Genomic DNA, 11985 nt, shown 5'->3' on the forward strand with positions numbered 1-11985 from the left:
AAAAAAGGGTAACCTTAATAAACCATCTGAAAATAGCGTATTTCAGATGGAGGGTGTTAACTTATGAACATGAGCTCATCGAAGTTTCTTTGGGTCAAAGTCGATATCTTGACTCTCCAATGCATAGATGACTCTGACAAGCTTCTTAGCTACATGAGTGATAGCAACCCGGTGAGGCTTGTTCTCTGAACGTTTTCTGGCATAGTATGTAGCAAATGTCACATCAAACCGTATCAACGGCAGACAGCAGTTGATAAGCACATATCGTAGCTGTGAGGAACCGTGTTTTACCATCTTGCCATTATATGCTTCAGTTCCTGACTCATGTACGCTGGGTTCTATTCCGGCAAAAGCAAGCATCTGGTTAGGACTGGAGAAGTTTGAAATATCACCATATTCAGCGTAAATGATAGCAGCGGATATAGGACCGATACCTGGAATGGACATATAGTGTGGATGCACTTCATCTACCAGTCTGTTGATTTCGCTTTCTAATGTTTTGATTTCATCTACAAGGGACTTGTATAAGGTCAGCAGACTATTAAGTTCTACATCGAAGATAGAGTTGTTTACACCGACTGTATTAGCGGCAAGTTCTTTCAAGCGAATAAACTGCTGGGGGAGAAAATTTTCCTCTGGAAATGGATCGAAGTTTCTCATAGGATGCGGAATTCATTCTTGCTATCTTTTCAGCGGAGCCGTAGTTTTCAAGGAGGTATAAGGCAGTTTTAGATAAACGCTCATGGAAGAACGGTTTGAACTCTGGAAAGGTGTGGTCAAGAACGTTTGTAATTTTAACAAGATAAAAAGAACGCTGGCGAACCAGCCTGTCCCGTAAACGAGTTAATGACTTTAAGGAATAAGCGTGGTAAAATCCTTTTGAATGGGGTTTGTATTCAACAGTCATTAACCAACGGGCTATTAACTCGCAGTCGATAGAATCGGTTTTGGTGCGTCGGAGAGTCTGAGACTTCTTGAAATCCTTGATTAAAACTGGATTAATTTCCATGAAGCTGTGGTTGGCATTTTCAAGGAAGAGTTCAAGATTGAGGGCATAATGGGCAGTTGATTCAAACCCTATTTTTATATCCTCAGGAGTGGAGAGTGAATTTAAGATAAGATTTAGTTGTTCAAAACCGGACTTATCATTTTTGAAAGTAAACTTTGAAACAACTTTCTGGTTGGCTGCTGATATGATGCAACAGTCGTGCTTGTACTTGGAAATATCGATTCCAACAAAGTACATGGTCATAGAAATAAGCCTCCTTATAAGATATTTAGCACTGCTGTCTTCCACAGAGAATTCGGCTGCGTAATCACGTAAATACAAACGTCATGCGTTAACAAACTAATTACCAGTAGTAGACGAAAAGCTGTGGTCTGAGTCACCTCGGAACAGTCAAAGCCGTAATGAAATAGGTACAGATCCACAGTGCTGTAATTATTATAATGGAGTATTCAATAAAGCCCAAGAGATTGGGAGAAAGGGGAATAATCCATTACCCTCAAAAGAGGATAATTGGATTATACGTGGCAGAAATGATTCTGGTGAACGTATATGTGCCTGCGGTGGAGCATACGTATGATTTTCGATTGAATGAAAGCTTTGCACCGGGGGTGATCGTCAATGAATTGTGTGAAATGGTGGAACAGAAGGAACAGCTGTCCCCGGGAAACGGCAGGGAGAGGCTGATGCTGTTTGATGCGTCTCTGCAAAGAATGCTGCCATTTGACCGGTCGCTCCGGGAAAGTGGCGTAGTGGATGGACATTTGCTGATTCTGGTTTGAAAAATCAGCTATTCGTCAGATAAAAGCGGTTGTCTGTCAGCTTTTTTCTTATCCGGCAGCAGGGCTGTGGTAATCTACAGATACAGGGAGGACATACTGATGCTTCAGGTTTCGTTGGGACAAATGCATCTTTGCGGTGAGGAACTTTCCGCTTTCCGGGAAAAGCTGGGATCTTTGGAAGGCTGCCTGGGGGATTTGATTTCGAAGTTAAAAACCATGGAATCCTTTGCAGACGTTTCCCAGTGGCTGGAAAGAGAAGAAGAAAATCTGGATATGCAGAGGCGAAAGGCAGCGGAACTGGAGGAAGCGCTGACGATGATCTGCCGTTTTTATGAAAAAAGCGAGACGGAAATTGTGGACTGTCTGGAAAACGGGAAGCCCCAGACCATGGATACCCCACTGACATTCACATCCACGGGAAGTGACGAAAAGTGGGCATCACTGATCACGTTTTAGAGGAGAAATCAAATGGAAAACAGGTACATGGAAGTGCAGTCTGACAGACTCACACAGGACACGGAAGTCCTTCGCGGAGACATTGAGAAAGCCAGACAGGAGATGGAAGCGCTGACAGAGCTTGTGGCATCGCTGCACGTACACTGGGAGGGCGCCGCTGCAGGGGTGTTTGGCCAGCGATTCGCAGAAGGAATGACTGCTTTTGGTGACAGTCTGAAGGAACTGGCATCCTTTGCAGAAAGTCTCGGCTTTGCATCAGAGAAATATGTGGAATGTGAAAATTCCGTGGCGGACATTATTGCTGCCGTCAGAATGTGAGGTGACAACTGTGGCAGAGGAACTGCACGTCAGCATTGCTACAGAGCAGCTGCGGGAGACTGCGCGGGATATTGCAGTAAAGGTATCCGCTCTGAAAGCGGTGTTTGAGGATATGGATATGGCCGTGAAACGGACAGAAGGATACTGGATCGGCGAAGCAGCGGAAGCGCATCGGGAAGCCTATCGCCGGATGTCGCCGGAGCGGGGAAGCAATTCTCGCCTATCTTTTCGGACAGGCGGACGATCTGGCCGCCATTGCGGGGATCTGGGAAGGAAAGGAAGAAGAGGTAAAGGAGCTGGCGCAAAGCCTTCCTGGCGATGTGATTGTATAGGAGGAACGAAAGAATGGGCAATGACAGGATAGAGATTGATTTTCATGCTGCTATGGAAAGTGCGGATGCTCTGGATCAGATCGCAGCAGATCTGGAAAATGCACTGAACAACAGCTACGGAGAGGCGATGATGCGTCTGTCAGAGAGCTGGAAGGGGACAAATGCCAGCTTCTATCAGGAAAAAGCGGCAGCGCTCAAGGAACAGATCCAGAGCTCTGTCAAACAGATTCGTTCGGGGGCGGAGGAAGTGAGAAGAACCGCAAACCGGATCCACAAGGCGGAATTGCTGGCGAGAACGCTGGCTGAGGCAAGAAATTATTGAAAAACAGGAGGAATGAAAGATGGCACAGATCACAGTAACCATGTCACAGTTAAAGACACAGGCGGAACAGCTGGAGAGTTTGAATGAGCAGTTCAAATCACAGGTGGCGGAGCTGGAAGCACTGGAACAGCAGCTTGGCACCATGTGGGAGGGCGAGGCACACACAGCTTTTCACAATGCATTTTCCAGTGATAAGGTACAGATGGATAATTTTTACAATACCATTCGCGTCTATGTGCAGGCGCTTCTGGCAAATGCGGATAAGTACAGTCAGGCAGAGATCGCAAGTTATAATCTGGCAGCAGAGAGAACATATCGGTAGAGCGGGAAAGGAGCAGCGTTATGGATGGATTATTAAGAGTAGTACCGGAAGAGTTAGTTGCAGCGTCAAATGAATTTTCAACAAAGGCAGGAACCGTGGGAAATTTAACTTCTGAGATGATGAATCTGGTTGTCAGCTTGTCGGGCGGCTGGGAAGGCGAGGGTTCTACCGCCTATATTGGGAAGTTCAAAAATCTGGAAGAGGATATTCAGAAAATTGTGCGGATGATCCAGGAGCATTCTTCTGATCTGAATGAAATGGCAAACCGCTATAAGGGTGGCGAGGCAGAAGTGGTGGAGCTGGCCCAGTCTTTACCCGGGGATGTGATTGTCTAATAGGGAGCGTGTATGAGCAGAGAAGATGGTGTGATCTGCTATATGGAAAAACGATATGGGAAAACTTTCACCTGTGAGGGCGAAGTCCATGGGATGTTTGGCTCTAAGTCGATTACTGTCCGTCTGAACTGTCAAGATCATCCAGAAATGCCGGTGCTGGCATCTTATCTGGAAAAGGACGGAGCAGTGTATTACGGGGATAACTTTCCGGCGGTATATTTTCATAAGGAAGCCTGTGGACAGCTTCAGCAGGCAGTAGATGCAGTATTTGCAAATGTCCGGCTGTACTTTAAAGTACCGGATGTGGTGCTGCCGGTGGAGGATCCGAAACGATATACGCTCAGAGACTATATGGCAGATCCGCTGGCTTTCAAATCCGTCCGTATTCTCGCGAAAGAAGCATTGGATGAAAACAGCTTTCAGGCGCTGATGGAGACTTTTGGCCGTGCCGGGATCGCGGTAAAAGGAATCGCGGCGGTTCCGGCGGACTGGAATGCAGTATCTGCCCTTACGGAAAAAACAGTGGATGATTTTCTGGCAAATGCAGATAACGTGCAGACACAGGTCATTTTCAAATATGAAAAAGGAACCATCGTCACGGAAAGATGGAGGAAGTCATAATGGGAAGTGCGGCAGATTCCAGAAAAACACAGATCGCAGCGATGCTGAACATGTTTGAGTATCTGGATTATCATATGGGCGAACCGGGAACAGATCTGCGGACGCTGGTCAGTGAGGCCGAGCAGTATTTTGCCAGCAATCCATCCCAGGCGGACGGGAGCAAGGAAACCATGCTTCGGATCTTGAAAGATGCCATTGATCATGTGGATGGTCTGGGGGATCTTCGACTGGCGATGTCAGACCATGGTGGCGCGATCGAGGCGGATGCCTTTTTCAGTGACAGCAAAAATCAGGAGGCCTATGTGGTGTACCGGGGAACTGGCGATGGAAAGTGGCTGGATAATGGAAGAGGCATGACAGAGGAACTGACAAAGTCTCAGCAGGCGGCCAGCACATTCTGCGACCGGTTTGTTCAGAACTGTGGGATCGACGAAGATGCAGATCTCACGGTCACAGGACATTCCAAAGGGGGAAACAATGCCCAGGCTGCGACGCTGAATGCGGACAACCGAAGATATATTGACCGATGTATTTCCTTTGACGGACAGGGCATGTCCAATGCGGCGGTGGAACGGTATCAAAGAATGCCGGGGTATGAAGAGCAGCGGCAGAAAATGTATGCGGTCAACGGGGAAAATGATGTGGTCAATGAATTGGGAAATGAGGTCATTCCAAAAGAAAATACGACTTACATAGAAACGAATACCGGGATTTCGGATATACTGGAAACCCATATGCTGGAATATCTTTTTCACAGAGAGGACGGAAGCTACGGGTATACGCTGAATGAGGAGACCGATCAGAAAAGCCTGGGAGAATATGCACACCGTCTGTCGGCACTTCTGATGAATATGCCGGAGGAAATACGGGCACACTGTGCCATGACGCTGATGCAGCTTCTGGAGCTGAGCGAGGAAATGAAAATAGGATATGACGGCGACCATGCTTCCTATGCAGATATTTCCGGCTTTATCAAAATCGGGATTCCAACGATTATTTACAGTCTGGTGGACACCCCGGAAGGGAGAGAGGCCATGGCAGATATTCTGCGGGATATGCTGGTTTCCTACGAGGCTGAAAACTGTGCAGTGAAAACCGTGGCGCTGGTAACCGCTTCTGTTTTGTTAATTCCGGTGATTTTTCCGGTAACCGTGACAATCACGGCGGTTGCTTTGGCGGGTGTTGCCTTTGTTATGGATATCTGTGCTTCATTGGAGGCATTGAGAGCAAAGATGGAAGAGCTTCGGGGATATGTGCAGCAGTGTATGGAGATGCTTCAGCAATACTGGAATCATGCCGGTGATCTGATCCAGCATGTGGTTTCCGGCCGTCCCATCATCAAAAACGTAGACTTTTCTGTGGATACAGGAAGTCTGTATGCTAGCGCTTCCGGGCTGTACGATATGCAGCAATCCATGCAGCATGCGGTGGACAGACTTGGTCAGATCCGGCGGACGCTGCCCATGCAGGGTGTCTCAGCAAGTGCGCTGAAAGTATACCTTGCTTTTTCAATGAGCAGTGTCAATCAGACTTCAGGAGCGGTCAGTCGTCTGGGGCAGGCGCTGGAGCAGACGGCCAGGGCTTATGCACGGTATGAAAAAGAGATTGCAGCACATGCTGCATTATATGAATAAAATCGTGGTACAAGCGTTGTCATACGTTCAGGGGGGAAGGTGTTGTCATGATTCCTTTTCCCTGTTATCATTATATGTTTTTAGGCGTTCCACTTCTACAGCATAACTGGATCTCAGTTCAAGCAAAGATCTCACAAGGTTATGCATATCAATATCTTTGAAAAGGTCGGAAGAATCATCCCGGTTAATATCCTCCTGGAGAAAACGGAACCAGTGGCTGTCATCACTGTTGTCAACTGTCATTACCCCATTTTTGGTCTGGAGAGACAATTCAGCTATGAGCTGCATGGAATTTGTGTTAAAAGGTTTTTTGTCTGTTTCTGAATTGGTGATATGTTCCAGGCCCATTTTGAAAGCTGCAATATCTCTGCCGCGGCGACCGTCATTGGTATCTACAACCAGTGCGGATCCACCGATATAGGATTCCCGTTTTATTTCATTTACAATGCGAATATTCCAGAACATGGTACAGCGGCATGGATCGTCTTCTATGGATGTAAAATGGATACGGATACAATTATTGGTGAAAAGGATATCCTCATGCTCAGCGATATATAAATTGAGAGATTCCAGTTTTTTATTGCTGATAAAGCTTGTGTGTTCATGTGCGAAAGCTTTTTTCAAATTTTCGGGTGTGTCGAAGTTATTCAGAATGGCTTTTACTTGTGGCAGTTCAAAGTCCTTGATGCCGAGAATCATGCATGCATAGTACTTGCCTTTGGTTTCGAATAATTTGAAATACCCTGTGTATGCGTGGTAAGCCGAGTGGGATACCATATAATAGCAGCGAAAAAGCTGGTTGGTAAATAAAGTGATATTATCAAAAGAATGGTACGTGTATGTTTGTGTAAAGTATTCTTTTGGAAACTTACGTTTGAAATCACTTGTCGGCAAATACAGATCTTCTGCTGCGAGGCTGTTTTTTGTTGAATCAGATAAATAGTGGCAAAAGCTGTCAGCAATCTGTCGTGCTGTTTTTACAGACAAATTTTCTCCATAGAGTGCTTTTTTCAATGTGGAAAGACTGATATTTAAGTTGTAGAATGTCTGTTTTGGAACATATTTTGACAAAGTAAATGCAGGGCTGACGCAATCAATCAAGTATTTGATATTGTTTCCGTATGTTTCTGAATTCTTTTTAGGCATAAAATAATACCATCCCTTCTGTAAAATATAATAAGATATATATCTTATTATAACATATCATACAGAAAAGTAAATATGATAAATATCTTGAATTGGCTATTATAGGAGGATAAAATAAAAGAAAATAAATTGATAGTAATGAAGGGAGAATGAAAAATGATTCATGAAACAAAGAAACCCGTAATTGTAATTTCCGGCCCGTCTGGGGTGGGAAAGTCAACAGTCATTCATCATTTTGTTGCCCTGCACCCGGAGTTTGCGCTTGTTCGTTCGGTGACGACAAGAAAGAAAAGAAATGACGATGACTGTTACCTTTATGTAGACGAAAGTACGTTTGATAGCATGGAACTGGCTGGCGAATTCCTGGAGACAGACCGGTATCTGGGGTATCCTATGGGACACCTCGCCAGGAATTAGACCGGCTCTATGAAGAAAACAAGATTCCCATCTTGGATATCATTTATTCTGGCATGAAAAATCTGAAAGCAAATAAGGAATTTGACATGAAAACCATCTTCCTCTGGGCATCCCCGCATGTATTGTTAAAGCGTATTCGTGAGCGTGAGGGAGAAGACAAAAATAGGTACAAGCATGCTTCCAAACTTTCATCTGCTATTGCCGCTATCGAGGTAAGTAGTGAGTACGATTTTTTGGTAAATACAGAAAATGACATCGATGATACGACAGACAAATTAGAAAAAATCATACTGGGAGATGGTACTACATATAGCAGTGCTCGCAAAAAAATTGATATAGCTGAGTATATTTACAAAACAAAGCTGGCAATAGCCATTTATTTCGAGAGGGAGAAACGGAAAAAATGAAAAGAAGAATAGTGAGTGCAGGACTTCTTGTGGTGGTTATGATGTGTGCCCTTTGGTGGGCACTGCATCTGTACCACCCTAGGAGGAAAGAGGTTGTAAATGTTTTGAAAGCTTCAGAGGATGAGACCATGAGGGCAAATGAAAATGAAATACAATCCGATTTGCCTATGAAATATATGGTAATGTTAGACAGCTGTTGTGAGATGAAATCATCCTTCAAAGGATACGGAAGCGGTGCGTATTTGAGAGAAGCCTTTCTTCTTTTTGGAAGCATTCTTGCAGAAGAAGATGAGATCCAGATATTTCCAGGTACTACAGCATCCGAAACAAAGTCATCTTATGGCATATCTGGTGGTATGGATCTGCAAGAGATAAAAGCTGTCGTGGATCAGATACCTTATATAACAGAAAATCCGTCTTCCTCTTTGGTTGACGAATGGGAAAGAAAAGTGATGGACGCGGCGGAAGCGGCAAAAGGAAAGGCAAATGTCAGGATTCTGACCATTTGCTGCCATAACCATAAAAAACAGCTGAGTCAAAACGATTTTTCTGCATTTCCCATGGAGCTTATTTCAGATGCACTGGAATTTTCGGAAGAGTATGCGGCTGATGATTGCATCATCGAAGCGAAAGACTTTCCGCAGGCTATGTTTCGGGCAACCCCGTATCTGATGCTGCAGGAGAGTGATTTGATGACAGATCACTTCACCCTGTCCTTTCCGACACCTACGGATCAGTTTTCTATTGTCCTGCAATCGACGTTTCCGGAGGTGATTTTTACTGATCAGGAGTATACATACAAGGGATTGATTTTGTCAAGCGGGAGAATATTATATCAGGTGCATATGGACAGCCCAACGGGAAGCGTGGAGATATTTCTGAACAAGAAAGAGAATCAACAGATCCAGATCATATATCCGATGAATGATGCTGCCTCGGACAAATGGCTTATTTTAAGGGAGGAATGATGGAAATGAAAGAATGGAAAGGGTTTTGTGATCTACATGTACACACCACAAATTCAGACGGGAAGTACACACCGTATGAATTAGCAAGACTATGCATGGATAAGGGGATTCAGACTATTGCTTTTACGGATCACAACGTGATGTTGACGAAGAAGGAAATGAATGCGTTGCGAGAAAAATTCCCCGAGATGCATTTGATTGATGGTTCCGAAATTTCTGCAGCACACCAGTTGCTTTCAGGAAAAATGAAAGAAATCCATATCCTTGGATTATTTTTTAAAACCAACGGATAGATTGGAGAAGTTTCTCCTACAGAATAAAAACCGTGTAGAAGGCGAAACAAAGACACAGATTAAGGAAATGATTGCATTGCTCAATGGGCTGGGAATGAATTTTACATATGAAAACGTCGCAGAGATGTTTCCTGAAAAAATAATTGGTCGTATGGAACTTGCCCGGTTCCTGACAGAAAAAGGAATGGTACGAACAGAAGAAGAGGCATTTGACACGTATATTGGAGATTCGGGAGAAAAACGCGCTTATGTTGAAAGAAGCGTACACTGTGCCAGTATGAAAAAAGTCATTGCCGAGATTCTGGAGGCAGATGGAGTCCCTGTGCTTGCGCATGTTTTTAATTATAGTTTTCCACCGCATGAGAGAAACTATGAGAGAAATTATTTGATAAAAACCTTTGTGCAGGAAGGTGGTCTGGCGATAGAAGCCTTTTATAGTCCTTACATGGAGGCGTTACAGCAATATCTTTATCTTTTTTGTGCAAGGAAAAGAGGGCTGGGAGTCAGCGCCGGATCCGATTTTCATGGTTTTTTTGAACATGATTCACTGGAATGCAGATATCCTGCAGCAATCGCCTGTCTGTTGGGGCAGATGGCCAGGGAGAAAAGAGGGATCGTGTGGGATGATGAGCGTGGGGGAGAGTGAGTATGAAACAGGAGTATATTGAGGTTCTGGAAGAAAGGTTAAAAACGAAAGGATATGTTTTTGATAAGAGATGCAAAGAAGGAAAGGTGACGTTTGTGATCTATATGCAGACGGTAAGCCAGAGTGCCTTGTGCATGGAACTGGAACTGAACGAGAATGGTGTTGGACGACTGTTTTGCACTGTCATCCCTACTTTTCCGGGGAAAAATCGTGACGCTGTGGAAAAGGAGCTGAATCGACTCTTTTTCCTTTCTGAGATGGTTAAATTCGATATCGAAGAAGAGAGCATTGTGGCTGTTTCAGAGTTTGATATGAGAAAAGTTGAAAGAGCAGATGATACTATGCTAATACTATTTTCAAGGCTGCATACGTTTAAAAACCAAATTGAAGCAGCGCTTCCAGGGATTCAGTACGCAATATACAGAAGTGATATTGAAAATATGAGGAGTTCAATATGATAAATATGCGACTTATTTTTGTATGCTTGTTCTATTTCCTGTTTTCACTGTTGCCAGCATGGTTGTTTCTGCTTTTTATTTTTTGCATAACGAAAAAGAGAGGAAAGTTCCCTAAGAAGCGAACATTTTATAAGGCGTTCGTGTGTGCGCTGTCGGCTGCGCTGGTGATTCCATCTCTATATATAGCTGGAGTGATTATTTTTCACGTACCGAAGAAACAGGAGAAAACAACAGAAGAAAGTACGTCTGTTTTTGATGACTATACACTCCTGCAATATGATGAAGATGCAGCCTACAAAGAGTATGAAAATCAAAATCTATTTGGGAGGCTCAGGCAGTCGCACTGGGAGTTATGTGATACAGAACGAAAAATAGAGCTTCTTCAGGAGCTGGCTGACTTCGAGACACGGGAAAATTTACATATTCCAGAAGTGAAAGTGTATGGAGAAACATTACCGGAAACGATAGGTGGGCGCTACCGCGATGGAAAAAATGAGATCCAGATCAATGAACAATATTTGGAAAATGCATCTGAAGCTATCAGAATTTTGCTGCACGAGCTGTTTCATAGAGAACAGGATTATTTGCTGACACACTTGAACATTGATGTAGATACAGCGAGAAATTATTATTTTAAACATATTAGACAGTGGAAGAAGGAAACGCTCAATTATATTGGTTCTAACGGAGAATATGAACGTTACAGCGAGCAAACCCTGGAAAGAGACGCTGAATCATTCGCAGAGGAAGAATGGGAGAAGATTGAACCGTATATAAAATAGCGGCACATTCTTAATTTTATTTGCGTGCGAGTCATTTTTCCGCTATACTGAGATGATAGACTTATGTATACCATATGGCGCGCGGCTGGCTGGTGAACCGACTGGCTGTTGAAAATCAGCTGGGTGTATATGCAAAAGCAGAAGAAGAAATTGAATTTGAATGATGAGGAGAGACAACATGAAACAGACCATCAGGATAAAATATTTCACCGACAAGATTGACAAGCTTGCCTATATCGGCGGAAAATCCGACTGGATCGACCTGCGTGCGGCAGAGCGGGTGGAATTGAAAAAAGGCGAATTCAAGCTGATCCCCCTTGGTGTGGCGCTGGCGCTGCCCAAGGGCTATGAGGCCCATGTGGTGCCTCGAAGCAGTACCTTCAAGACTTACGGTGTGATCCAGGCCAATTCCATGGGGATTATAGATAACTCCTACTGTGGCCCCAATGATCAGTGGAAGTTCCCGGCGCTGGCAGTACGGGATACGGTGATCGAGGTAAATGACCGGATCTGCCAGTTCCGCATTATGGAGAATCAGCCGGAACTGGTCTTTGAGGAGGACAGCCTGGAAGGAAATGCAGACCGGGGCGGCTACGGCACCACCGGGCGGCAGTAAACTGGATTGGGAGAGGCAGAGACATTCGTGGCTGACGGAAGTGATATCCGGTAAGAGATGTGAATACGTGACACCCATGGGCGATGTGGAAAAGCTGCATGGATAATACGGAAAGGGAGGAGTA

18 protein-coding genes and 1 pseudogene are annotated in these 11985 nt (G+C 44.5%); 16 read left to right on the forward strand and 3 right to left on the reverse strand.

What is annotated here, in order from left to right:
* Positions 1–75: 75 nt before the first annotated feature.
* Both RJD28_07210 and RJD28_07215 read right to left on the reverse strand, forming a co-directional pair.
* Complete coding sequence (locus RJD28_07210; GenBank protein WNV59258.1) at positions 76–603, reverse strand: transposase; 528 nt, start codon at positions 601–603, stop codon at positions 76–78.
* Positions 584–1252, reverse strand: coding sequence for an IS110 family transposase (locus RJD28_07215; GenBank protein WNV59259.1), 669 nt, complete (start codon positions 1250–1252; stop codon positions 584–586). Before RJD28_07215 ends, RJD28_07210 begins: the two co-directional genes overlap by 20 nt.
* Before the next feature lie 287 nt (positions 1253–1539).
* On the opposite strand from RJD28_07215, the gene RJD28_07220 reads away from it, so the two are divergent.
* From RJD28_07220 to RJD28_07260, 9 genes are all read left to right on the forward strand, one after another.
* Positions 1540–1788 (forward strand): EsaB/YukD family protein, encoded by a 249-nt coding sequence (locus RJD28_07220; protein ID WNV59573.1) that lies wholly within the window; start codon positions 1540–1542, stop codon positions 1786–1788.
* Between the two features lie 99 nt (positions 1789–1887).
* A complete protein-coding gene (locus tag RJD28_07225; GenBank protein WNV59260.1) occupies positions 1888–2244 on the forward strand; it encodes a hypothetical protein in 357 nt (118 codons plus the stop codon).
* 12 nt (positions 2245–2256) lie between these two features.
* A complete protein-coding gene (locus RJD28_07230; GenBank protein ID WNV59261.1) occupies positions 2257–2562 on the forward strand; it encodes a hypothetical protein in 306 nt (101 codons plus the stop codon).
* A 10-nt stretch (positions 2563–2572) separates the two neighbouring features.
* Positions 2573–2926, forward strand: coding sequence for a hypothetical protein (locus RJD28_07235; GenBank protein WNV59262.1), 354 nt, complete (start codon positions 2573–2575; stop codon positions 2924–2926).
* Entirely contained in the window at positions 2908–3216 is a 309-nt protein-coding gene (locus RJD28_07240; protein WNV59263.1) for a hypothetical protein, read from the forward strand. Before RJD28_07235 ends, RJD28_07240 begins: the two co-directional genes overlap by 19 nt.
* 19 nt (positions 3217–3235) lie before the next feature.
* Positions 3236–3538: a WXG100 family type VII secretion target gene (locus RJD28_07245; GenBank protein ID WNV59264.1), complete on the forward strand. Its 303-nt coding sequence runs from the start codon at positions 3236–3238 to the stop codon at positions 3536–3538.
* Between the two features lie 20 nt (positions 3539–3558).
* Positions 3559–3873 (forward strand): WXG100 family type VII secretion target, encoded by a 315-nt coding sequence (locus RJD28_07250; GenBank protein WNV59265.1) that lies wholly within the window; start codon positions 3559–3561, stop codon positions 3871–3873.
* Positions 3874–3885: 12 nt separating this feature from the next.
* The gene (locus RJD28_07255) at positions 3886–4494 is read left to right on the forward strand and encodes a hypothetical protein (GenBank protein WNV59266.1); all 609 of its coding nucleotides are present in this window, start codon (positions 3886–3888) and stop codon (positions 4492–4494) included.
* On the forward strand, positions 4494–6128 hold the full coding sequence (locus RJD28_07260; GenBank protein WNV59267.1) for an Mbeg1-like protein: 1635 nt from the start codon (positions 4494–4496) through the stop codon (positions 6126–6128). The genes RJD28_07255 and RJD28_07260 overlap by 1 nt, the downstream gene beginning before the upstream one ends.
* Positions 6129–6173: 45 nt before the next feature.
* Here the strand turns inward: RJD28_07260 and RJD28_07265 are convergent, their stop codons facing one another.
* Entirely contained in the window at positions 6174–7274 is a 1101-nt protein-coding gene (locus tag RJD28_07265) for a hypothetical protein (GenBank protein ID WNV59268.1), read from the reverse strand.
* A 156-nt stretch (positions 7275–7430) separates the two neighbouring features.
* On the opposite strand from RJD28_07265, the pseudogene RJD28_07270 reads away from it, so the two are divergent.
* From RJD28_07270 to RJD28_07300, 7 genes and pseudogenes are all read left to right on the forward strand, one after another.
* Positions 7431–8098 (forward strand): annotated as a pseudogene (locus RJD28_07270) (AAA family ATPase).
* Complete coding sequence (locus tag RJD28_07275) at positions 8095–9066, forward strand: hypothetical protein (GenBank protein WNV59269.1); 972 nt, start codon at positions 8095–8097, stop codon at positions 9064–9066. The pseudogene RJD28_07270 and the gene RJD28_07275 overlap by 4 nt, the downstream one beginning before the upstream one ends.
* A 5-nt stretch (positions 9067–9071) precedes the next feature.
* Entirely contained in the window at positions 9072–9359 is a 288-nt protein-coding gene (locus RJD28_07280) for a PHP domain-containing protein (GenBank protein WNV59270.1), read from the forward strand.
* Positions 9331–10005 (forward strand): hypothetical protein, encoded by a 675-nt coding sequence (locus RJD28_07285; protein ID WNV59271.1) that lies wholly within the window; start codon positions 9331–9333, stop codon positions 10003–10005. The genes RJD28_07280 and RJD28_07285 overlap by 29 nt, the downstream gene beginning before the upstream one ends.
* Positions 10006–10007: 2 nt before the next feature.
* Positions 10008–10463: a hypothetical protein gene (locus RJD28_07290; protein ID WNV59272.1), complete on the forward strand. Its 456-nt coding sequence runs from the start codon at positions 10008–10010 to the stop codon at positions 10461–10463.
* A gap of 5 nt (positions 10464–10468) precedes the next feature.
* Positions 10469–11245 (forward strand): hypothetical protein, encoded by a 777-nt coding sequence (locus RJD28_07295; protein ID WNV59273.1) that lies wholly within the window; start codon positions 10469–10471, stop codon positions 11243–11245.
* 178 nt (positions 11246–11423) lie between these two features.
* Entirely contained in the window at positions 11424–11861 is a 438-nt protein-coding gene (locus tag RJD28_07300; GenBank protein ID WNV59274.1) for a deoxyuridine 5'-triphosphate nucleotidohydrolase, read from the forward strand.
* Positions 11862–11985 lie beyond the last annotated feature (124 nt).

The sequence above is a fragment of the Oscillospiraceae bacterium NTUH-002-81 genome (genome assembly GCA_032620915.1).
Taxonomy (GTDB): domain Bacteria; phylum Bacillota; class Clostridia; order Lachnospirales; family Lachnospiraceae; genus JAGTTR01.